Annotated in this window: 19 protein-coding genes; 3 read left to right on the forward strand and 16 right to left on the reverse strand. The window is 28.9% G+C overall.

The window, feature by feature from the left end; translation table 11 throughout:
- Positions 1–185: 185 nt before the first annotated feature.
- Positions 186–3,431 carry an Ig-like domain-containing protein gene (locus BEE63_RS07770; RefSeq protein WP_066020848.1) on the forward strand — a complete coding sequence of 1,082 codons (3,246 nt, stop codon included), beginning with the start codon at positions 186–188 and terminating at the stop codon, positions 3,429–3,431.
- 272 nt (positions 3,432–3,703) lie between these two features.
- On the opposite strand, the gene BEE63_RS07775 is transcribed toward BEE63_RS07770, so the two are convergent.
- From BEE63_RS07775 to BEE63_RS07830, 13 genes are all read right to left on the reverse strand, one after another.
- Entirely contained in the window at positions 3,704–4,654 is a 951-nt protein-coding gene (locus tag BEE63_RS07775; protein WP_066020849.1) for a sugar kinase, read from the reverse strand.
- Positions 4,655–4,820: 166 nt separating this feature from the next.
- The gene (locus BEE63_RS07780) at positions 4,821–5,849 is read right to left on the reverse strand and encodes a LacI family DNA-binding transcriptional regulator (protein WP_066020850.1); all 1,029 of its coding nucleotides are present in this window, start codon (positions 5,847–5,849) and stop codon (positions 4,821–4,823) included.
- A 190-nt stretch (positions 5,850–6,039) separates the two neighbouring features.
- Positions 6,040–8,226 (reverse strand): peptidase domain-containing ABC transporter, encoded by a 2,187-nt coding sequence (locus tag BEE63_RS07785; RefSeq protein WP_066020851.1) that lies wholly within the window; start codon positions 8,224–8,226, stop codon positions 6,040–6,042.
- Positions 8,227–8,251: 25 nt separating this feature from the next.
- Positions 8,252–11,389 (reverse strand): lantibiotic dehydratase, encoded by a 3,138-nt coding sequence (locus BEE63_RS07790; protein WP_066020852.1) that lies wholly within the window; start codon positions 11,387–11,389, stop codon positions 8,252–8,254.
- Between the two features lie 12 nt (positions 11,390–11,401).
- Positions 11,402–12,283 carry a glycosyltransferase gene (locus BEE63_RS07795; RefSeq protein WP_066020853.1) on the reverse strand — a complete coding sequence of 294 codons (882 nt, stop codon included), beginning with the start codon at positions 12,281–12,283 and terminating at the stop codon, positions 11,402–11,404.
- A 91-nt stretch (positions 12,284–12,374) separates the two neighbouring features.
- Positions 12,375–12,542: a hypothetical protein gene (locus BEE63_RS21640; protein WP_157797104.1), complete on the reverse strand. Its 168-nt coding sequence runs from the start codon at positions 12,540–12,542 to the stop codon at positions 12,375–12,377.
- Positions 12,543–12,603: 61 nt separating this feature from the next.
- Complete coding sequence (locus BEE63_RS07800) at positions 12,604–13,884, reverse strand: lanthionine synthetase C family protein (protein ID WP_066020854.1); 1,281 nt, start codon at positions 13,882–13,884, stop codon at positions 12,604–12,606.
- A gap of 16 nt (positions 13,885–13,900) precedes the next feature.
- Positions 13,901–15,154, reverse strand: a complete 1,254-nt coding sequence (locus BEE63_RS07805; RefSeq protein WP_066020855.1) for a nucleotide disphospho-sugar-binding domain-containing protein — start codon at positions 15,152–15,154, stop codon at positions 13,901–13,903.
- Between the two features lie 177 nt (positions 15,155–15,331).
- Positions 15,332–15,610, reverse strand: coding sequence for a hypothetical protein (locus tag BEE63_RS07810; RefSeq protein WP_066020856.1), 279 nt, complete (start codon positions 15,608–15,610; stop codon positions 15,332–15,334).
- Positions 15,611–15,745: 135 nt separating this feature from the next.
- Entirely contained in the window at positions 15,746–17,104 is a 1,359-nt protein-coding gene (locus BEE63_RS07815) for a PTS sugar transporter subunit IIC (protein ID WP_066020857.1), read from the reverse strand.
- Positions 17,105–17,167: 63 nt separating this feature from the next.
- Positions 17,168–18,574 (reverse strand): GH1 family beta-glucosidase, encoded by a 1,407-nt coding sequence (locus BEE63_RS07820; protein WP_066020858.1) that lies wholly within the window; start codon positions 18,572–18,574, stop codon positions 17,168–17,170.
- A gap of 37 nt (positions 18,575–18,611) precedes the next feature.
- Complete coding sequence (locus tag BEE63_RS07825) at positions 18,612–18,923, reverse strand: PTS sugar transporter subunit IIB (protein WP_066020859.1); 312 nt, start codon at positions 18,921–18,923, stop codon at positions 18,612–18,614.
- Between the two features lie 18 nt (positions 18,924–18,941).
- Positions 18,942–19,268 carry a PTS lactose/cellobiose transporter subunit IIA gene (locus tag BEE63_RS07830; protein ID WP_066020860.1) on the reverse strand — a complete coding sequence of 109 codons (327 nt, stop codon included), beginning with the start codon at positions 19,266–19,268 and terminating at the stop codon, positions 18,942–18,944.
- 247 nt (positions 19,269–19,515) lie between these two features.
- Between BEE63_RS07830 and BEE63_RS07835 the strand changes: the two genes are divergently transcribed.
- Entirely contained in the window at positions 19,516–22,224 is a 2,709-nt protein-coding gene (locus BEE63_RS07835; RefSeq protein WP_066020861.1) for a sigma 54-interacting transcriptional regulator, read from the forward strand.
- An 830-nt stretch (positions 22,225–23,054) separates the two neighbouring features.
- Here the strand turns inward: BEE63_RS07835 and BEE63_RS07840 are convergent.
- Genes BEE63_RS07840 through BEE63_RS07850 form a run of 3 tightly spaced genes read right to left on the reverse strand, consistent with a single transcriptional unit; the run spans position 23,055 to position 24,035 of the window.
- Positions 23,055–23,411 carry a C-GCAxxG-C-C family (seleno)protein gene (locus BEE63_RS07840; RefSeq protein ID WP_066020862.1) on the reverse strand — a complete coding sequence of 119 codons (357 nt, stop codon included), beginning with the start codon at positions 23,409–23,411 and terminating at the stop codon, positions 23,055–23,057.
- 13 nt (positions 23,412–23,424) lie between these two features.
- The gene (locus BEE63_RS07845; RefSeq protein ID WP_066020863.1) at positions 23,425–23,745 is read right to left on the reverse strand and encodes a rhodanese-like domain-containing protein; all 321 of its coding nucleotides are present in this window, start codon (positions 23,743–23,745) and stop codon (positions 23,425–23,427) included.
- On the reverse strand, positions 23,742–24,035 hold the full coding sequence (locus BEE63_RS07850) for an ArsR/SmtB family transcription factor (protein ID WP_066023193.1): 294 nt from the start codon (positions 24,033–24,035) through the stop codon (positions 23,742–23,744). Before BEE63_RS07850 ends, BEE63_RS07845 begins: the two co-directional genes overlap by 4 nt.
- Before the next feature lie 337 nt (positions 24,036–24,372).
- On the opposite strand from BEE63_RS07850, the gene BEE63_RS07855 reads away from it, so the two are divergent.
- On the forward strand, positions 24,373–25,194 hold the full coding sequence (locus BEE63_RS07855; protein WP_081312489.1) for a methyl-accepting chemotaxis protein: 822 nt from the start codon (positions 24,373–24,375) through the stop codon (positions 25,192–25,194).
- Positions 25,195–25,427 lie beyond the last annotated feature (233 nt).

Here is a 25,427-nt window from a genome sequence, read left to right on the forward strand (position 1 = left end):
CATGAAATTTTTTTCATTACAATAATATCACTTTTCCCCATAACATTCTAGTTTTTTTTAAATAAAATTGATTTACTTAAATTTTGTATTAAATTTTTTTAATAAATTACTTGAATTTTTTTGTATTTTAATTTAATGTATATTTTAGCATTATATTATACTTAATATACATAGGAGGTAAAATATTGAATTACAAAAAGATAACTTCACTAATTTTGTCAGTTGCTATTATTTCTTCTACACATTCATACTGTACAGTAAGAGCAGATCAAATTAGTAATACACAAAATAACATCAACCAGCCGCTTAACAATTACGATGAATACGATATTAATGCTCCTACAGATGGAACACCACTTATAGTAAATGTCGCCAATAACTCAATCTACAATAGTTCTGTAGAACCTATAATTAAAATTAATAATATTTCATTAAATGTTTCTGATATTGGTGAGAATAAAGCTGTACATGCCACCTTAAATGGTCAACCTTATAACCTTGCACTTATCAGTAAAAAAAATAATATATTAACGCTTAAAGGTGATAAAATCTCTCAAAATACAGTAAAAGGCCAGAAAAATACACTTGTAATATATTCTAAGGGACTTAATCCAAATGGAACTACAAGTGAAAAAACTGCCTCTGTTAATTTCTCAATAGATTCAGAAGCACCTTCTATTTCCTTTAGTGAAAAAAATGGCATAAATATACAAGATGGTGGCTATTATACTGGACAAATTAATCCTGTAATAAAATTAAGTGATAATTACAGTATTGCTAATTATTCCATAAACCTTAATGGCGCACCTTACACTGGTAAAGTTTCTTATGATAAAGATGGTAATATTACTTTTGAAGGAACTCCTATTTCTTCTGATGGAAATTACAATTTATCTATTAATATTAAAGATTCTGCTGGAAATACTTCTACATTTTCAAGAACATTTATATTAGATAATACTGCTCCAAATATAAGTATTTCTGGAATTAATAATAATGATAGTGTTAATACAGACGTAACGCCCAAAATTAACATTGAAGATTGTAGCCCTGATATTGATAAAACAACTCTCGATATAAAAAAAGATGGTGTTTCAATACCTACTCAATTAAAGAAAAACCCAGATGGTTCATTATATTTTAATGTTAGTGATGAGGGAAACTATTCTTTTTCAGTAACTGCTTATGATAAATGTGGACACAGCTCTACATCAACTCCTATAAATTTTGTTATTGATAAAACTCCTCCTTCACTAAATTCAAATTTTAATGACAATCAATATTTTGATAAGCCTTTTAAACCAGCTATAAATACCGAAAATAGCAGCGACTTTATTTCTACATTAACTATAAATGGTAACCCATATTTATTTAATAATTTACCTTTTTTCAGTGATGGAACATATGACGTTGAAGCTCAGGGTAAAGATAACGCTGGTAATTTAAGTGAAATGTATCATTCAAAATTCACAGTAGATACCATTGCCCCTGAGATAAATATTTCAGGAATTAATAACAATGATTGTGTTAATACAGATGTAACGCCTAAAATTAACATTGACGATTGTAACCCTGATATTGATAAAACAACTCTCGATGTAAAAAAAGATGGTGTTTCAATACCTACTCAATTAAAGAAAAACTCGGATGGTTCATTATATTTTAATGTTAGTGATGAGGGAAGCTATTCTTTTTCAGTAACTGCTTATGATAAATGTGGACACAGCTCTACATCAACTCCTATAAATTTTGTTATTGATAAAACTCCTCCTTCACTAAACTTTAATTTTAATGACGGTCAATATTTTAATAAGCCTTTTAAACCGGTTATAAATACCGAAAATAGCAGCGACTTTATTTCTACATTAATTATAAATGGTAAACCATATTCGATTAACAATTTACCGTTTTTCGGTGATGGAACATATGACGTTGAAGCTCAGGGTAAGGATAACGCTGGTAATTTAAGTGAGATGTATCATTTAAAATTCACAGTAGATACCATTGCCCCAGAGATAAATATTTCAGGTATTAATAACAATGATTATGTTAATACAGACGTAACTCCACACATTAATATTAAAGATTCCAATCTCGATATTGATAGAACAGTTCTTACCGTAAGAAAAGATGGAGTTGTAATACCGGTTGCATTAAAACAAAGTTTAGATGGTTCATTATATTTTAACGTTAGCGCTGAAGGTAGCTATTCTTTTTCAGTAACTGCTTACGATAAAAGCGGAAATAGTTCTACTTCCACCCCTGTAAATTTTGTTATTGATAAAACTTCACCTTTACTTGATTTTAATTTTATTGATGGTCAATATATTAATAAGGATTTTAAGCCAATAGTAAAGACTAAAGATATCAATGACTTTATATCAACATTGCTTGTAAATGGCAATCCATATTTATTTAATGATTTGCCTTATTTTCATGATGGAACATACGATCTTGAGGCTCAGGGTAAGGATAGGGCTGGTAATCTAAGCGCACTGTATCACTTGAAATTTATAGTAGATACTATGGCACCAAATATAAATGTTACTAGCCTTACTGATAATTTTTATTACAATACGTCAGTTAATCCATCAATATCAGTTACAGATGCAAATTTATCATACATTAAAATGCTATTAAATGGTTCTGACTATAATTTAGGTGAAATTACTAACGAGGGCAATTACCAATTAGTTATAATTTCTAAGGACAAAGCAGACAATATTTCAGAAAAAACATTAACATTTGTTATTGATAAGACTGCTCCATCCATTTCAATTAATGGTCTTACTGATGATGGTGTTTTCAATTACTTTCTAAATCCTTATGTATACATAAGTGATAACAATCCTCTTATGTCAATACTTCTTCTTGATGGTCATGATTATCATGGTGGTCTTATAACTGAGGATGGTAAACACATACTTATTGTAGAAGTTGTAGACAAGGCAGGAAATGTATCAAAGAAAGTTTATAAATTCTTTATAAAAGCTGTTCCACCAGACATATATGTATCTGGAGTAGAAAGCGGAAAAACTTATAAGAATGCTATAACACCTAAGATTTCCTTCTCAAAAGATGTTGTTGACTCATATACCAGTATAACATTGGATGGAAAGCCGTATAATATAGGCGATGAAATATCTTCAGTAGGAAAACATGAATTGATTATTTCAGTTAAAGATAATTACGGCAATAAAACTGTAAAAAAAGTCTATTTTTCTATTGCATCAGACGGTGGCAGTACAGTATCTTCAAAAATAAACACAATAATTCATAAAATTATTCCAGCTAAAACAAAAAAGGATACTAAAATACTTTATCTTTTAACAGCTGCTATTTGGGTTGTTATAATATGTGTTGCTGGCGTTATAATATACAAATTTAAAAAGCATAAAAAACCATCTGATAGTGATAGTGAAGATATTTAACTTTAAATTTCATGGAAACTTATTTAAAGGCACTTTTATGTACTAAATAAATCTTTTCATTGAAAAAAACACTTGATATTATTCAATAAAAAAAGTTCTAAATAACTAACTTATTTAGAACTTTTTTTGTGTGTTTATATTAAAAAATCATGCAAAATACGTGTGTAATCCGATTATGATGATTCCTAATAATCTTATTATTTTACTTCTCAATTCATAAAAATTGTAAAGTAAGTTATTATAACTTCTTTTCATCTTTTAGTTTGCATCACTTATTTATTCTCTAAAAACCTTTTTAATTCTTCATGTGTAGGATATCCATCATTATCTCCAGGTGACATTACCGCCATAGCTCCTATGGCATTTGCTCTTTGAACTGTATCTCTAATGCTCAAATTTTCAAGAAGTCCAGTTATTACTCCAACTGCAAATCCATCTCCTGCTCCAACTGTATCTACTACCTTTTTAACTTTAAAACCTTCTAAAACAAATTTTTCGTCTTTTGATTTAACAAAAGCACCTTTAGAACCAAGCTTTATTATCACAAGCTTTACTCCCCTTTTCAGGTAAAAGTCTGCAATTTCATCTGGATTGTCACTACCCATTAAAATTTTCCCCTCATTTACACCTGGAAGTACAATATCACTTCTAAAAGCCATATTATTTAATGTATTAATCATATCTTCTTTATTCTGCCATAGTGCAGGTCTTAAATTTGGGTCAAAGGTAGTTCGTATATTTTTTCCCTTAGCAAGTTCAAGCAATTTATATGAAACGTCTCTCGTACTTCTCGATAATGCCGCAAAAATCCCAGTAAGATGAATATGCCTAACACCATTTAAATCTAACTTTTTCAGATCATCTAAACCAATATTAGAAGCAGCAGAATTTTTTCTTAAATAAAATGTATCTGGATCACCTTTTGTTACTTTCGATTTAAATTCAACTCCCGTAAAGTACTTATCAGTTGAACCTATATATTCCGTTCCCACGTTTTCAACTTTAAGACATTCTCTAATAAATTCGCCAAAAGGATCTTTACCAAGTTTAGTTATGTATTGAACTGAATGTCCAAGTCTTGATGTTCCAACAGAAACATTAACCTCTGCACCAGCCAAAAACTTCTTAAAATGCGTAGTTTCACTCAATTTTTTATCATTTTCACATTCACCATCGGCAGCAAACACTCCTAAAGGTTCTCCGATTGTTATAAGCTCACTCATACTACAAACTACCTCCTATCTATAAAATTTTCTCTGTTTAATATAACACTAATACATAAGTTTGTAAACCGGTTTCTAAAAATCATATAACTAAATTGCAGTAGTTTCAATAACTAGCACAACTTAGTTTAGCATAAAAAATCACTTAAATAATTTAAAACGCAAACTACATATTTAAAGGTATTGTGGAGCCCCTTATTTCTAATTTTGAACTTAACTGTTTATGGATAGTTCCTAGTGTGCTCTCATTTTCAAGTCTATCTATCAAAACCTTTGCCGATTCGTATCCCATTTCATATGATGGTTGAGAAATAGTCGTAATACCTGGAGATATAAGAGAAGCCCATCCCCAATTATCATAACCGCAAATTCCCAAATCCTTTGGAATGCTTATATTTAATTTATTAATTGCACTTAACGTATTTAAAAGAACAACTCCATTAACTGCAAATATAGCTTTTTTTCCGCTGTAATTATTTAAGAACTTGCATAAACTTATTTCTAAATTCCCAGTCTTACTATAATCTACAATAGAGACATTATAATTTTCATCTTTAAGCCTTTTTCTGCAAACCTCCAAAAATGCCATTTCTCTTTCACGTCTTGGTGTAACATTGTCTATTCTCTCATTAAAAAAGCACAAACTATCAAATCCAGCATCTATAAGATAATTAGTAGTTTCAACTGTCATATCATAATTGTTACTTGTAACAGAATCAAAACTTTCATTTGCCAAAGTTCTATCTACCATTACTACTGGTATTCCACTGTTTTTAATATTCAATAGAAGTTCTTCATTATAACCTGTGCCATTTACTATGATACCTTCTACCCTTTGATCCATCATAGATTTAATATAATCTTCTTCTTCTTTTGCGTCATTATCAGAATTTGAAATAAGCATATTATATCCTTTAGCTTTGCACATATCTCCAATGCCCTTAATCATAATAGACGAAAAAGGATTGGTTAAATCAGCTATAATAACACCAACTAATCTACTTTTATTTGATTTTAAACTTCTAGCTATATTATTAGGTCTATAATTAAGTTCTTTTATTGATTTTTCTATTCTAGCTCTGGTTTTTTCCGACATATATTCGAACTTACCATTTAGATATCTTGATATAGTTGCTTTAGATACCCCAGCTAATTTTGCCACATCGCTTATTACAACCTTTTTATTTTCTTCCATGTTTTACCACCCTTAGTAACTGGTTTCTTAAAAATATCATACTATTATTATGATGAGTTATCAATATGTTGATTCAACTTTCAATTTATAACATGTTTAAATCAGTGAAAAGCTGCACCCCCAAGAAAATTTTAATATAACTTTTATCGCATTTCCACTTAATCAAACTATAACATTAAATTTATTATAATCAAGATATCACCTTAACATCTTGGCTACTAATCATTGCTTGTCTGCACCATAATTCAAAATAGTATCCCCTAAACGATAATAATTCTTCATGTGTTCCATGTTCAATTATTTCACCATTTTTAAACACAAAAATTTTATCGCACTTAACAACATTACACAACCTATGGGCAATAATTATTCTAGTATTATTGATATTATAAGTTTCTAATTCCTTCTCTATTTCTATCTCTGTTATAGAATCCAAATTAGATGTAGCTTCATCCATAATTAATATCTCTGGATTTCTTAAAATAGCTTTAGCAATAGATAATCTTTGCCGCTGTCCTGCTGATAGATTAGAAGCATTTTCTTGAAGCATAGTTCCATATTTGTATGGTAAACTATCTATGTAATCATCCATTCGAACAATCTTGCATACTTTAACTATTTCATCAAATTCGACTCCCGGCTTAACAAACTCAAAATTTTCTCTTATTGTACCTGAAAAGAAAAAGGATTCTTGCGATACATAAGCTACTTTATCCCTTAAAATCTGCTTATCTATGTTTTTCAGATTATATGAATTTATGCTTATCTCACCATTTTCTATATCATAAAAGCCCATTAATAGCTTTGCAATTGTTGTTTTGCCTGATCCACTTTCTCCTACAAAACCTACCTTCTCTCCTGCTTTTATTTCAAAGTTTAAATTATTTAATATCTTTTTCTTTATACCATATCTAAAATCAACATTTTTAAATTTAATTTCACCTAAAAGTGATGTAATAGTTGTACTTTCATTTGCTACCTTCTCCTCACCTACTTCCAACACTTCAAATAGTCTATCTGATGCAACCATAGCACTTTGTATTTGTGATTGTAGTCCCGTTAATCTTTCTATTGGTCCAATAAAATATGTTAATAGTGCACTATAGCTTATTAGTGTTCCAATAGTAATCTGCTTACTTAATACTTCAACAACCCCAACCCATAGAACTATCACAGTAAATATTGGTGATATACTATCTTTAATACTTGATTGCAAATTATTAATATACCCAAATTTCAACATATTCTCTAAGACTTTCGAGAATCTTCCTTCTGATTCCTCAGTAGCTGTATTTTCTCCATTTACCGCCTTTACCATTTCCATTCCTTCTAAAGACTCAACTAAATATGAATAAAACCTTGCATTGCTTTCCATTAACTTATGGTTCCCGTTCTCTAAAGGATTTTTAAAAAAAATTATAATCAATAAATATGCCACAAGTGGAATAAAAGATATAAAAAATAATTCTTTATTAAAACTATAAAGAATTATCGTCCCGCCTATAACCATAATGGAGTCAATCATTACTGTTATAGTTACAGATGAAATCATATCCCTTATTTTAGTTGCATCATTAAATCTAGAAACTATTTCTCCAACTCCTCTTGTTCTATAAAAATTCATAGGCAACCTAATAACATGTTTGTAAAAACCCATTAGTATAGATTTATCTAAATTCTGTGTCACCTTAAGTACTAGTACTGATCGCATAAATTCTGTTATAGCTTTAAATACAAGAAGAGCTATAACACCTAATGATATCAATAATAAACCGTTCCTTGATTTTCCATTAGCTACATTATCCACTATAAATTTGTAATAAAAAGTTCCAACAAGACCTAATAGTGTCGTAAATAATGATGCCATGAATATACTTATAAAAAACTTTTTTTGTGTTTTTATGAGTTGTAAATATCCCTTAATTACAATATTATCTGATTTTTGTGGTTTAAATTCCTTGGTTGGTACGAAAGTAATAAGTATCCCTTTCCATATATCAAAAAATTCTTTCAAACTACATTTCACTATTCCCCTTGCAGGATCAGCTATTACTACAGTATCTTTTCTAACCTCATGAATAACAACATAATGTTGTAGTCTATTTTTTGTTACATGAGCTATGGCAGGCTTAGGAAAATTTTTTTTAATATCATCATAATTTTTTAATCTTACTGCTTTACTCTTTAAATTTAGCTTTTCACCTGCCTTGATTAACCCTAAAACTGTAGTTCCGCCTTTATCTGTTCCTGCAAATTTTCTTATTTTTGATATACGTATGTCTGCACCATATTCCTTAGCCACTGTTGCCAAGCAGGCTGCTCCACAGTCGCTTGAATCATGTTGTCTCACACAAATATATTTTTTAAATATTTTCATATAAAAAATCTCCTTTAAAGACCTTTTAGCTTACAATTATTTTATTTTTCTTAATATATCTTAATGCATACAATGCATGTCTAGTAAATGCTCTTACTTTGTTCTCTTGTTCTTTATCAATACCATATAACCTATTACAGAACATGTGAATTAAGCTCATGAGTATATCAAACTTAGAGTTAGTAAGTTCTCCTCTTTCATCAATTTCATTAAGCAGCTCACCAAACTTAATAACAGAATCCTTTCTAATGTTTAGCATAGAATATACTAATTCTCCGCTATTATCTTTCCTCAGATTAGACCATTCATTGTCACAATTAAATAAATCTACATATCGCCTTCTGTTAGCTGAAAATTCTTTTCTCATAAAATCCTTATTAATAATACAATTAAAAATAGCTAATTGTGTGTCATATTTAATTCCAATTAAATTCATCAAATTTATCACATTACATACGGCAAATTCCGTCTCATCAAACTTTAATTGCTTATTTTTAGTTAACCTAAAGAATTCAGATATAATTATTGAGTGAGTTTCAAATACCTCCTCTGCAGAATCTATGAGTTTTTCTCCTCCATACCGTTCTATTTCTCTTTCATATTCATCCAATACAATCTTATCAGCTAATTTTTTTTGCTTAAGTTCATATCTTAAAATGCTTATTTCTTTTAATACCTCTATGTAATTATTTAAAGCACAAATATTTAGCCTTAATCTTATATGATCCTTATCATTTCTATATCTGATGTAAAACCATTTTTTTATTAAACCTTTCTTCTCTAAATGCACTATGAACTTGTTTAATTCTATTCCTAACAATTCATTTGCACGTTCAATATTATTATAAATTTTTAAATATATCCAATTACTTAGTATTCCAAAACTTCTAACTTCTGGTTTAACATTATTTATTCTTAGCTTTTTGTAATTACTCTTAGTTGGATATACTCTATTAATCATGCTATCAAATTTTTCATTTGGAATTGTTGCTTGAGTATTCTTAACAAATTGAAACACAAATTCATTAGTATAATATTTCTTATTATTACTTAACCATTTACTTGTTAAATCTGCCGCTTGCAAAATTATAGAATTATCTTCCTTTTTAAATTCGTCAAACAATATCTGTTTAAACTTATCCACAGATAAATCAATTAGCAAAAGTAAATCTGAATTTTTTATATATACTAAATCAGGCATCATATACTTATTTCTAAATTCTTCCAAGAATCTTGTAAACTCACCATAAGTTATATTTGTTGACTTAAACTTAGATTTATATATCCTCCACGTTCTATCAACAAGAATTGTATTTTTATATCTAATCCTAGGCATATATTCAATTTCTTGAGACTTAACATAACTTATGAATGAAAATGGCGACAATACTTCATTTCCATCACTTATATCTCTCATTAATTTAGTTACTTTGTTTAATTTTGAAGCATTTAACATATGGTTAGTAGTTACTTTTATTTTTTTATCATACTTCTTGCTTTTCAAATATAAATTTTCCTCATCAAGGCCAATATAAATATCACTTATATCTATATTTTTTACTGTACTATCCATAACAGTATTAGCGGCATTAACTTGAAAATCTCTAAAATTTTTAGTAACTGATACATTTGTCAACCTTGGATTAATATCCAAATTAAATAGCTCACATTGAATAAATTCATTGTCCACTAATGCATTTTCTTTTTTCTTAATATTTTTATACATTAATTTGCTATCATCCAACAAATCTGAAAATCTTCCTAAACTTTTTCCTGCCCCTGAAGAACCTAAATTAGCTCCAATCCTTAATCTATATTTTCCCTTCATTAGCTGAGAAATATCTTTTGAAATCACAGAGCAATACATCTCCATTGAAATTGGTAACTTCCTAGTATCAATATTTTTATTGCCATATATTTCAATATCCTCTTCTGTAAATACTGCATCATCACCACTACTAATTGCATTTATAATTTTCTGTTTGATAAAATTATTCTTTAAAAGCTCATCAGATATATATCTATAATCATTTTCCCCATCATCGCACTCATATCCTATGCCAAACGTTGGATCCATTACTTCCAATATTGGTATTTCTCTATACTGTCCATACTTTTCAATAAACTCATTTTTAAACCTGTCTAAACTATCATTAGAATGAAATTTCTTAGCAAATGCTACTAAGAAATTACTAACATCTATTACTTCTCTTCTAATATTTTCATCCAATGATATTTCAAACGGATTAGTTGCATCAACCTGAATTAATGATTTAGCATCCACTACTACTTTTTTCATTAAAATCTCTATCTCATTTAATGTACTTGTTCCACTTTCTTTACCTAACTTGTTATATTTATTAATTAATGAACTTATCTTTTTTAATTCCTGTAATTTATCACATTTTATATTATTTGATTCTATTCTACTGATTACATATTCTAATGTATTAAATTCACTTAGAGGCGGCCTTAATTCTGTATATATGTATTCATTTTTTATTAATTGAACTAAAAACTTATCTATAACCTCACTTTGTATGTTTATATTTTTATATTTATAAGCATTTAAAATATCTTCATACTTTGCACCATTTCTTAAAAGACTTAGTATAAAAATAACATTAGGAGTATTATTAATGTAGCATGCTTGTCCAATTCTTCTTACCTTATCATTAAAATTGAAGCATGTAAGCATTTGATTTTTTACCTTATTACCATACTTTTCAATAAGTTTACTAGAATATAATGTTAACTTTTTATATCCTTCATATTTTACCTCAATCTCTTTTATAAGTTTAGATAACCATTCGTAATCTACTCTCATTCTTTTTTTTATATTTTTTTCGTTATAAGCTACTCTAGACTTTTCTCCAAATCTACCAATAGATACTCCTGAAAATAATCCAAATGGAGTTGTTCTTGTCATAATTCTGCTATAATACTTCATAATAGATTTTATGACCTTATCATTAAATCTTTTTTTATCAATACTTTCATATAAACTAGTACTAGCTACTTTTATAGCTTCCCTAAAACTTTCTTGTGCTATAATATTCTTAATATGGTTCATATCTCCAATGTTTGTACAATTATTGAATGATAATGTAGGCACCCTTGTAATAAATTCATCTAATACATCATAATAATCTTCCTTATTCACAAATACCACCTTCTATTTTTCTAAATACTTATATTCCTTGAGAAAATTATTAATATTATTTGTATCTATATAAATATATGCTAAAGTTTGAAGCAACTTATATTTATTATGAATGTATCTTCTCTTCCTTATTTGCTCCCTGTATGCCAAAAATGGATTTTTATTAAAATTATTAATTTTTTCATGAGGATAATGAATTGCTACAGCATTCCTATTTAATTTATAAATTCCCTCATTAACATATAAATTTATTCCTAAGTCTGTATCTTCTCCTCCCCATGTATTAAACCATTCATCAAAGCCACCACAAGATTTTAAAAATTTTCTTTTAACTGATACATTTACAGTCCAAAATACAGTCCACGGTGCTTCCCATAATTTCAAATAATCACCCAAATAATGATACATTTGTTCCCTTACATCATATACTTTAGCTTCTTTAAGTTCTTCTATACTTCCACTTATATTATTTCTATCATATCTTTTCAAAATAGCTTCTTTTTTATCATCATTAAACTGACTAAAGCCCAAAGCATACCCAATAACCACATCTTTTTCACTTGTATATGTATTAATATGTTCTTGAATAAAATTTTCCGCTACTATACATCCAGAATCAATAAAAATGCAAATATCTCCATTAGCATTTTCAATTCCAATATTTCTAGCTTTGGCAGCTCTAAAACCTTTATCTTCTTGATAAAAATACTTTATATTTAAACTATTATTAAACGAATTAGCTATCTCCCTTGTATCATCACTTGATCCATCATCACATATTATGACTTCAAAATTTTTATTGTTGATATTTTGTTTTTTTAAACTATATAAAGTCTCGTATAGCAAATTTGATCTGTTATATGTAGGTATAATAACTGAAGCCAAATAACTCATTCTATCCTCCACAATTTCATAAAGTGTTACGGGACAAAAGAATTTATTCTTTTGTCCCTAATAAAATTTTAATAATTATATCAATTATTTTTTAGTAGCACCATGTATCCCCAGTACAGTAACTACTATAAGTATGTGCAGCTGAATGTGTGCTATCACCATATCCACCTACTATGTTTATTTTCTCATTGTCTGTAAGCTCAGTTCCTAATTCAAAATCAAGGTCTAGCTCCATTTCCATTAAATCTTTTTTATTCATTGTCTTACCTCCTGAAAATTTAATATTTATATAAATAACAACTAAAAGTTATTACTATATACTATTTAATACACATTATTTTAGATACCAAGTTTCTGTTCTTATCACTATAATTTATCAATGAAAAAATAATCCCTATAATTCCATCTAAAATACCTATATTATTTTGAGCTAAATTCACTTTATCTTCTTTAAAATTTAAAATCTCATCCATTCTAATGTCTTTGACAATTTTATCTGCAATTATATCTGAGGTTTCCTTAAATAAGCCTACATCTGTATCTGCATACATTTCATTTAATACTAATAAAATACTTGAATAACCATGGCATAAGCTGTAACCATTTACATCGGCGTTATTAATATTCCTACAAAAATCTGATAAAATATTTATAGCTACATCCTTATACTTTTTTTCATCTAATGCTTGTCCTGCTAAATATATTGCTCTTGTAATTCCTGATGTTCCATAACACCAACCATATTTATTATAATTAACGCCTTTAGTATTATTTAAATAGTCTTCTATTCCTAAAATACCCGGCCAGTAACTTATTTTCCCGTCTACAATCATAAATTGATTAAATTTATTTAAGAGCGTTTCTATACTTTTTTCTATTCCTTCGACTTTTATTCTATTTGATAATGCTATAGATAATACACTTAATATACCTGCTATACCATGTGCAGCTCCAAAATCAACAAAACCATTAGGACATCTTTTACTTCTTCCAGAATCTCTTACTTTATCTGCTCTAATATAATAATTAGGATACTTTGAATTATTAGTCTTAGTTATTTCTATTAAATATGAAATAATTTCATTTATTAAATCCTTAAATATACTTAGATTCTTAAATTCTAATAAATACCTAAGTGATGATGATAATCCTTCAATTACATCATAGTCTGAATAGTGGACCTTGTTGCTTTTAATATTATTTTTTGCACTTTCAAGCTTTTTTTCTAATACTATTTTTACTCTTCTATTTACAGAATTAAGTGCTTTTTCTACATTAACTCCATATTTAGATAGATATAAAAGCATATACCCTATTCCACAATATCCGTTCAAAATTCCTGAACCTTGATTTAAATATGGCTCACTAACATATAAATTGCTTCTAAATCTTTTTATGTATTCTTTTAATGCCTTATTCCAATTTAGATCATTATTTAATTCTCTAGCTTCTAATATGTAAAATATTATCTCTGGATATCCTGAACATAAGAAAAAAACATTCCATGTTTTACATTTTTCAATTTTATCTTCAAACATATCAACATCGATTATTAATTTTGAGAATTCTCTAATCAAATCGTTAACTTCCCCACTATACATTCTGAAGCACCTCTTTTTATACGTTAATAAGTATGTCATTTAAAATTTTTTCTATATCTTTAGACTTTTGAAAATTTCTTTTGACTTTCTGTAAATTGCTCTTATACATTTGATCATTAATTAATATATTAATATAATTTAATAACGATTCTTTATCTATGTCATCAGTCTTGATAACTTCTCCAATACCTAATTCCTTTATCTTATATGCATTAACTGCTTGATCGTTAATAATTGGTCTCACCATCATAGGAACTAGGTTATGTACAGCCTCACAAACACTGTTATATCCTCCAGCTGTTATAAACAAATCAGCCCTCTCTAAAATTTTTTGCTGATTTATCATATCTCTTACTAATACATTCTGTGGAAATTTTTTGTTATAGTTATTACTTAAATTTGGAACTGAAATAATTAAGTTATAATTTGTTCTACGCACAGTATTAATTACGATATTATAAAACTTGTTACTAGCCCTTATGGTAGATCCCGTTGCAAAATAAATTAATTTTTCTTTACTATCAATAAATTCCTGCAATCTCACGTCATGACCTAAATCCTGACACATATTTCTTAATAATGGTTTTGCAACTATGTATTCTTTATTATTAAATTTACCATCCGGCTGTATTAAACTGCCTCCAAAGGATATATTTATATCATCTTCACCATCTACTACATGAACAGGATTTATATATGGCACTTCCAATTCTTCACTGTTTTTTATATGCCTATTTATTATTCTAGAATAAAAACCACTTTCTTTTATTCCCTTTACTTTCGTAAAATCAACTGAATTAAATAATCCAAATAACTTCACCGGATCACTCTTAACATCCTCATTAAGCATTGTAATTAAACAATTAATTCCTACTGTTCTTTTTTTCAATTTACTTGCAACTATTTTTCCATTTACAGCAGCATTATCTCTAAAAATAATATTAGGCAAAATCATTTTAACTTTTTCCAAATCATATTCAGCCATTTCCTTAAACATCTCTAATAACTTTCTATTAAATACACTGCTCCTATTAACAATATCTTCTACTGTAAATTTAGGTCTTGTCTCATTTTTATAAATATCCTCTAAATTTTTTCTAATATCTTTATATTGAAAAAATTTAATACCCATGTTTTCTATAGCCTGTCTATACTCTTCAAATCCAAAATAATATACTCTAACATCATTTCTAATAATATTTTCTAATATGGATAAGCTTTCATTGAAATTACTTTTAGCTTTCCATCCAAAAAAAACTATCTTTTTCAATTTTGCCCCTCCAATATTCCATAATATATTTTTTATTACATTAATTCCTTTAATTGTATTGTAAACCTTTTCTTATCCATTGTAAAGTTTATTTTACTAATTTATTTAAATAATTTATCAAACTACGGGAAATAAACCCCAGATATACTATATCTAGGGTTTATTATGTCTCAATCATTATTTATTTAACCTTTTCACAAACTCGTTAACATCCGTTATTTTTAAAGCTTCCTTTTTAGGTAAAGCTCTATCTGCTACTCCATTTGACATTTTAAGCTTTACATTTAATGGCTGAGATCCTTTATCTGCTTTTAAGTCCTCACAAAATTTAGTGTATTTTTCCTGTTCCGTTCCTTCATATGGACAATCCTTATAATTAAAATAATCTGTAGAATAAGTATATTCTATTTTAAATTCTTCTACATTACCAACAACTTTTATTTTAAATAATTTCATTTATAAACCCCCTGTGTACAAAACATAAAGTTAACCCAACAATCAAGTTTAAAAGTCGGGTTAACTTGTAAAATTTCTATAGTTAAACCTTATTCACATATGTTTAACTGAAGCAACTATATTATTAGTATTCTTCTATTCTTCTTCAGCATCACCATTTAATTCTTCTTCAGCATACTGTTTATCAAGTACTTTGAAGAATGGGAAATATATTACTGATGCTAATAGTATTATTACAATTTGAAGTACTGCACCTTGCCAACCGGCAACTAAAAATCCTGATATTATCGGCGGCGTCGTCCATGCAACCTGAACATTTGTAAAGCAAGGTACCAGACCAACATACATAGAAAGATAAGTAAGAATTCCTGACATTACTGGGACAATTACAAATGGTATAAACATAAGTGGATTTAATACTACTGGAAGACCAAATAAAACTGGCTCATTAATATTAAATATTCCTGGAATTAATGCTAATTTACCTAATTGTTTTAAACGCTGTGATCTCGCAAATAATACACATGCTACAACAAAGCCTATAGTTATTCCTGAACCAGTCATTGTTAAGAAGTTATCTTGGAACTGCTGACATACTATGTGAGCATTTTTTCCAGCTCCTGAAGCTATTAATTTAGCACCAGTTTTAGCAACTTCACCATTTGCAAGTGTGTTTGCTTGATATATTGAATTCATAACACCACCAATAAGAGTAGCACCATGAACACCAAACCACCAGAAGAAAGATATAACAAATGGTATTACTATTGCTCCGCCAAATGAATCTGTAATTCCCTGTAATGGAATCTGCAATACTTTATAAATCCATTCAAGTGCAGTTCCACCAGTAACAACACTGAAGAAAATGTATACGAGCATAGCTACTACCATAATGACAGCACCTGGTATTAAAGCTGAGAAAGCATTTGAAACTCCAGCTGGTACACTCTCAGGAAGTTTGATTCTTATATCATGGTTTAAGAACCATGAATAAGTATATCCAACGAGTACACCAATAATCAAAGCGGCTATCATTCCTTTACCACCGGTCCAACCCTTATCAATAGAAGCTGTTACATTAATTGGATTCTTTAATACTAAAGAACCATATTTAGTTCCTGCTTTAACAAATGTGTATCCTGGCATGATAATTAAAAAAGTTACTAGTCCGAGAAGTCCAGAAGTAACACCATCCTGTCCTTCATTTTTTGCATATTGAGAAGCTATACCTATTACTGCCGCAAGTGCCAATATATCAAAAGTTGAACTTGAAACTTGAGTTAATGGTACTGACCAGTTTGCTCCAAATATTCCTGCCATCCAGCTGTTCCATCCAGGAATTGGGAAGTTAGCTATCAATAAAAATATTGATCCAATAAGAGTTAATGGCATTGTAATTATAATACCATCTTTAATTGCCGTAATGATTTTTGAATTTGCAAATTTCATTATCGGCGGAATAATTTTTTCTTGAATAGTATCTACTTTACTCATTATTATAATTCCTCCTCATATTTTTTATCTAGTATATATAAATATTAATTATGTCCCATTTAATTATATATTCTCTCCTCGTTCCTTAATTACATTTTTGTACCAATAAAATGATAATTTTTTCTTTCTATCCAAATTATGCTTATGATCTACATATATGAAACCATACTGCTTTTTATATCCATTAAGCCAACTTAGAAGGTCAATTACTGACCAAGCATAATAGCCTTTTACATTTATGCCTTCACTTATTGCCTGCTTTAGTGCTTTTAAGTGAGCTTCTATGAACTTAATTCTAGGCATATCTAAAATTTCATCTTCTACAATTAGGTCCTTATCCCCTAGACCGTTTTCAGTAATATAAAGCTTAACATCCCCATATTCAGCTTTTAGTTTCTTAAGTCCCTCAACTAATGATTCAGGTGATATTTCCCATCCCCATTTGGTGTATACCTTATCATCCATTTTTACTGTTTTATAGAATCCATCAAATGACGGATTTCCTGGTGCTCCTGTCGAATTTTCCCTTGTCCTTTTAAATTCCCCTGTGTCATGATTTTTAATTACTCTCTGTGGTTGATAATAGTTAAGTCCCATGAAATCATTCATCGGTGCTGCTTTCTTTAATATAGCTAATTCATCATCAGTCCAATCAGGAAGCCATCCTTTTTTCTCAATGTTTTTGATTACATATTCAGGATATTTTCCCTTTAGTACTGGATCATAGTACCATGCAATTTCATATTGATTTGCATGATGAGCAGCTGCCTTATTTTCTTCTTTATCATCAACACTAAATGCTGGAGAAAATACATTTGTAATTCCTATTTCTCCATACTGTTTTAGTTTTTTATACTCAATAACAGATTTTGCATGGGCAACAAATACATTATGAGTTGCCTCGAAATACTTTTTAACATCACCTGATATCCCTGGAGGGTGAGCCCCTGATATATATCCATTAGTACAAAATACTATAGTTTCATTAAACGTAATCCAATGCTTAACCCTATCGCCGAATGATTCAAAACATGTCTTAGCATAATCTACAAAGGCATCAATAGTTTCCTTATTTATCCAACCACCTTTTTCCTGTAATGCTTGAGGCATATCCCAGTGATACAATGTAACAAAAGGAACAATTCCATATTTTAAACATTCATCAATTAGATTGTTATAAAATTCAAGTCCTTTTTTGTTAACCTTTCCATCGCCATTAGGTATTATCCTTGGCCATGAAACAGAAAATCTATATGAATCGAGCCCCATTTCCGCCATCAACTTTACATCTTCTTTATATCTATGGTAATGATCTATTGCAACATCTCCATTAGTACCTTCAAAAGTTTTACCGGGTATTTTAGTAAATACGTCCCAGTTAGATACTCCCTTCCCATCTTCATTCCATGCACCTTCTACCTGGTATGAAGCAGATGCAGCACCTAAAAAGAAATCTCTTGGAAATTTCATTTTATGCCTCCTTAAACTATATTATCTATAAGTAATTTTATTTTTTACCTAAAACCTTTAATACATGTTTTAAAACCTTTTCTCCATTGAGCATTCCATAATCTGCAGGATTAATTACCTCTACAGGAACACCTTTTGGTTCAAATATTCCCTTTGCTTTTGGTAAAAGAAATTTAATTTGAGGTCCTAAAAGAGCTATATCTGTCTTATCAGCATAATCAATCATTTTAGCTTGTGGATAAGCCGCAATTTCAGCCTCTACATTATTTTTTTCAGCAGCCTTTTTCATTTTTGTAACTAACATACTTGTTGACATACCAGCACTACAGAATAATAATATTCTAATCATTTCTATTCCCCCTAGTTTTTATTTTAATTTATTTGATAATGCATTGATTGACTTTGTCATTTCTATCATTTCAGTAATCAGATTTTTTTCTGATATCGTTGTCATGAGTTGATCTTGCGCATGTACAAATAGTATTGAGACCTTTAAAGGTTCACCGCTTGCTTCCTTTTGGAGCATTGAAGTTTGTATATCATGAGCATTTCCTATTGCATCGTTAGCCTGTTTTATCAAACCATCTATCTCATCATATTTTTCTTCTCTCGCCTTAGTAAGTGCTTCATACATGTAATTTCTAGCATCACCGGAATAAATTATTATATTCATTATTATTTGTTCTATGTCCATACCTAACCCCTCCATACAAATACTTTTTTACACTTATTTTCTATAGCAAACGCCGTGCCAAACACTTATTATTATTCAAAACCCTTTATTTATCGACATTTATTAATATACCTTTTTAGTGTTTAAGTTGTAAAACTAGTGTTTATATGTAAATATTATAGTGTTGAAACACTTTTTTTACATTCCATAGAATTTTAGGAAATTTTATTGTATAATTTATGTATTAATTATATTGTGGGGGCGTACTATGAACAGAAGAGAACAGATATATAATAAATTATTAAAAATGGAAAAAGGCACTAAAATTTCAGCTCAAGCTCTTGCTCAAATGCTAGATATAAGCAGATCTAATGTAAGTCATGAACTCAACAATTTATGTAAAGAAGGCAAAATATATAAGACTTCTGGAAGGCCTGTTCTATTTTTTGTTTCAAACACTATAAACACTAAGAAAAAAAATAAACTAGATGAATTTGTAAAACACAACATAAGTTTAAAACAAGCAGTAGAACAATTAAAAGCTGCAATATTGTACCCTCCAAACGGTATGAACTGTTTAATACTTGGTAACACTGGTGTAGGTAAATCAATGTTTGCATCTTTAATGCACGAATACGCTATAGAGATGAATGTAAAAGAAAAAGATTCTCCTTTTATAACTTTTAATTGTGCTGATTATACTAATAATCCTCAACTACTTACTTCGCAATTATTTGGTATTAAAAAGGGGACTTATACAGGTGCCGACAGTGATAGAGTTGGTTTAATAGAAAAGGCAAATGGTGGAATTTTATTTTTAGATGAAGTACATAGACTTCCTCCAGAGGGTCAGGAGGCACTTTTCACTTTTTTAGACAAAGGTACTTTTAGAAGGATGGGTGATGATAAATTACGAAAATCAAACGTCCTTATAATATCCGCTACAACAGAAAATCCTAATTCAGCACTTTTAAAAACTTTTACTCGTAGAATTCCTATGCTAATTACTATCCCATCTATTTCAGAAAGAACACTTGAGGAAAGACTTTATCTCATAAAGACCTTCTTCAAAAATGAAAGCAAAAAATTAAATAGAGATATTTCTGTTTCACTTAATACCATGCGAGCTTTTCTTTCATATGATTGTCCAAATAATATAGGACAACTTAAAAGTGATGTCCAACTAGTATGTGCAAGAGCTTATTCCGAATTTCTCACTGGCGTTATGCGTGATGTTAGAGTAAGTAGTAAATTAATACCTCTATATGTAAAAGAAGGGCTTTATAAAGAAAAAGAGCACAGAATACTATGGAATAAATTAATGGGTGATGAAATAGAATATTTTAAATTTTCAAGTAAAGAATCAGATGAATCAAATGAAGATAATCATGATGCAAGCAACATTAACATATACGAATATATAGAGCAAAAGCTTAAAACTCTAAAAGATAAGGGAATTCCTAATATAAATATAGAAAATATTATTGAAAAAGATATAACAAAATATTTTAACAAATATATAAACGGAATTTCAGAAGAATTAAACAAAAAAAATCTTGTTAATATACTAGGAGAAGATACCCTAAATTTTGTAGATAAACTAATCTATCAAATTGTTATTTCTCTTAGAAAAAATATAAGCAATAATGTGTATACCGCTCTTGCTCTTCATATAAACACTTTAATAACTAGAATAAACAATAATAAAACTATTATAAATCCAGAACTGAAAAAAATTAAAACTTTATATCCTAAAGAATACAAGATAGCTTTAGATGCAAAAAAACAAATTGAGAATTACGTAAATCATTCTATTCCCGATGATGAAGCCGGATATATAGCCTTATTTATAGTAAATAATGATGAAAAATCTCCTGCAAAAGTTATTGATACTGTAAAAATAATTATAATTGCACATGGTAAATCAACTGCTACTTCTATGGCTGATGTTGCAAACACTTTGCTTGAGGAAAATTCAGTAATAGGGCTAAACTGCCCCCTCGATGTAAAACCATCCGTTGTTTTAGGTGAGCTTAAGGAAACCGTAAAGAAGAACTTTTCTACAAGTGGCTACATTCTTCTTGTGGATATGGGCTCTCTCACAACTTTTGGTGATATTATAAAAAAAGAATTCAACATCCCTGTAAAAGTTTTTCCACTTGTATCAACACTACATGTTATAGAAGCCGCAAGAAAATCTATGCTTGGGCTTTCAATAGATGAAATCTTTGACAGTATACTTACAATAAATTCATATAAGCATATAACTCAGCACTCAAATGAGATACCTGTAAAAGTATCAAAAAAGAAGATTGCTATAGTAACTGCTTGCTTAACAGGTGAAGGTGGTTCTCTAGCTATAAAAAGTTTTCTAAATAGCAACTTAAAATATGATAAAGATTTATTTGAAATAGTATCATTAAACTGCCTCGATAAAAATCATTTTAAAAAGAAACTTATAGCTCTTAGTGAACAAAAAGAAATTTTATTTTTAGTTTCATCTTTCCCTGTAAATTTAAATATAAAACAGTATAGTATGCATGATGTTTTAAGCATGAGTGCACTAAATGAACTTCAAGATCTTGTTGACACAAAATCTGTAGTATTAAAACTTTCATTGATCTTAAAAGAAAACATAGACAATATAGACGGTAAACAATTATATGATGATATATATGCCTTTATAAAAAGAGTAGAAATGAAACTCAAACTAAAAGTAGATGACGATGCATTTACAGGACTGGTACTTCATATAGCCTTTGCCATAAGCAGATTAAAGAAAGGAAATCATTCTGTTGAATATCCAGATAAGGATAATTTTATCAAAAACAATGCTGAAATCTATTCGATTATAAAAGAAAACTTTGTTTATCTATATAATAAGTACTTAATTGAATTTTCAGATAGTGAACTATGCTACATTACAAGTTTCTTTTTAGGTGTACAGGGAGAAGGAATCGTGCTGAAGGAACATTAAAAGAATTCTAATAAATCTTGATATAAAAATCATAAAATCCTTAGATACTTCAATGTTATTATACGCCAGGCTTTGGCAAAACCTATCACCTGCTGACGAACACAGCAATGTCAGCACCTTACAGATTAATGATATCCAATACACATTATTTACGTCCAAAATTCCGTAGGCACGGAAGAATCTTTTCCTTGCCTTACTTCTAAAGTGAAATAACAGTGCTGAATGAACGATTTAAAAAAATCCTAATAAATCTTGATATAAAAATCATAAAATCCTTAGATATTTCAATGTCACTATACATAGTGTTTTGTCAAAACTATCACTTGCTGACGAGCACAGCAATGTCAGCTAATACACATTATTTACATCCAAAATTCCGTAGGCACGGAGAAATTTTTTCCTTGCTTTACTCCTAAAGTGAAATAACAGTGCTGAATGAACGATTTAAAAAAATCCTAATAAATCTTGATATAAAAATCATAAAATCCTTAGATACTTCAATGTTATTATACGCCAGGCTTTGGCAAAACATATCACCTGCTGACGAGCACAGCAATGTCAGCACCTTACAGATTAATAATGGCTAATACACATTATTTACGCCCAAAATTCCGTAGGCACGGAGGAATTTTTTCCTTGCTTTACCCTCAAAGTGAAGTAACAATATTTTGAGAACGATTTAAATAAAATTGTATAAATCTTAGGGTGATATTTTGAAAAGACTTAGAAATTTCAATTTGTCTGAACGTTAGTGAGTTATTGAAATTTCTTAGGATTTTTAAAATATCACCCTTAGATTTATTAATTTTATTTAATGTTCCAAAATATTGTTACTTCACTTTTTCATTGAGCTTCATATACGAATAATCTACTATGTCACCGCAGCTTACTTTATCTCTTTTAAGCTCTCTGCAAATTTCAGTTCCATAATCTTCCTTTACTTCATCCATAAATTCCTTTACATACTTTCTAGCATTATTCTCTTCGTCATTATTTTCTCTGCCTTTTAAATATCCAATTATCATAGCAGAAGCTCCTACTGCTCCACAAAGGCTTCCTGATGAAAAGCCTCCACCCATACCACTTCCTATTTTAACCGGTATATCTGTATTATGTTCTTCATTAAAAGCCTTTATTATAGACTCTGCACAATTAAAGCCTTCTTTTAAGTATTCAGATGCTTTCATTTTTTACGCTCCTTTATTTAATTAATTTTCCTTTATATGAACCTGTTCCACCTTCAACATTAACTACATTAAATCCTTTTTTATAAAGTTCATTACAAGTTCGCTTACTTCTCATACCTGATTGACATATAATATGATATTCTTTGTTTTTATCGAGATACTTTATAGAATTCTCAATTATAGAATTCATAGGTATATTTTTAGCTTTAGGTAAATGCCCTCTCTTATATTCATCTGGTTCTCTCACATCTATTAAATTTATATTTCCTGAAATACTATCCACTTCATTAACATTTATAGATTTAAATTTACTTTTACCAAAGAAAAACATCATTTTTCCTCCTCACAATAGTTCTTTCTTAAAGTTTCCATCACATTTATTATTTTCTTATCTTTTATAAAATAAGTAATGTTAAGTCCTTTTTTACTATTATCCAGTATGCCGTTTGATTTTAAAATAGATAAATGCTGCGACAAAGCTGATTGAGTCAAATTTTGCATTTTTTCATGAAGCTCACTGACATTCATTGGTTTATTAATTAAATAGCAAAGTATCATAAGCCTGTTTTCATTTGCTAGTACTTTAAGAATTTCAGAGATTTCCTTTGACTTTTTTAATATCATATCATCTATCATTACATCACCTCAAACTATATAAGTAATTTCTAATATACTTATATTATAAGTATATACCTTAATGTTGTCAACATAAATTATTATTATCATTGATTTTATTTTTGCCCAAAATGCATAATATAGTCTTAAACAAATTATTATTCCTGTATTATCTAAACATGACTAATTATTAAGGCAATTCTATCAAATTTTTTACCCTTTTTTAACCATTTTATAGATATTTATGGTTCAAACCAAAATAAAAATACAATTGCTTTTATTTAACATTAGTATTAAACTTTAAATAAGAAATTTTATTTTATAAAACAAAAGGGGAGAATTTATCATGGAAATTTCAAATGAAGATGTTTTAACTATTGCTGAAAATATTTTAGAGTACATGCCAGAACTTTTTGATAATAAAGCAATTTTATGTTTAAGCAATACTGAAAAAGTTCTTAAGGTATCTGGAAATACTAGCCTACCAATAAATATTTCCGTTGGATATGCTATACCAGATTCAATAAAATATGCTATCAATGCGGGTGTTCCTGAAACACATGATATTGATGAAAATAAATATGGTATTCCTCTTAAAGAATATATTATACCTATAAAAAGTTCAGGTAAAACTATAGGTGCTATCGCATCTGTAAAGACCGTTGAAGCAAAAGTTAAAATACTTGGTTTGTCAGAAAATTTAGCAGATTCAATATCAAATATATCTGCTGCTATACAAGAATCAACTGCAAATATTCAAACACTAAGTGAAACTAGTAAAAACATATTATTAAATGTAGATAAAGCTACAGAAAACACTAAAAACAGTGGAAGCGTACTTAAATTTGTACAAAATGTAGCAAAGCAAACTAATCTTCTAGGCCTAAATGCATCAATTGAAGCTGCTAGAGCTGGTGAAGCTGGAAAAGGATTTAGTGTTGTAGCACAAGAAATAAGAAAACTTTCTAATTCTACAAGTGATTCAATAAAACAAATAAATGATGTATTAAAGAACATAGAAGAATCTGTTGAAGGAATAGCAGATAAAATCAAAGCTTCTAATGAATCATTTGATACACAAGCTGCTTCTTTTGAAGAAATCTCAGCTTCTGTTCAAGAAATAAATATAAATGCGAAAACAGTTGAAGAAACTGCAAAAACACTGTAGAAAAGTAATAACTCGGAACATAAAAAGAAAGTCATAAATCTAAGAGTGAAATTGTAAATATTCTAAGGAAATTTAATAACTCACTATCGTTCAGACAAATTAAATTTTCTAAGACTATTTACAATTTCACTCAAGATTTATTGACTTTCTTTTTAATTGTTCCGAGTTATTACTTTTCTACAATTGGAATGTTAAAGGAAAATTTTTCTCCGTTGCTCTACGAAAAATTGACG

It is taken from the genome of Clostridium pasteurianum (assembly GCF_001705235.1).
Lineage (GTDB): Bacteria > Bacillota > Clostridia > Clostridiales > Clostridiaceae > Clostridium_S > Clostridium_S pasteurianum_A.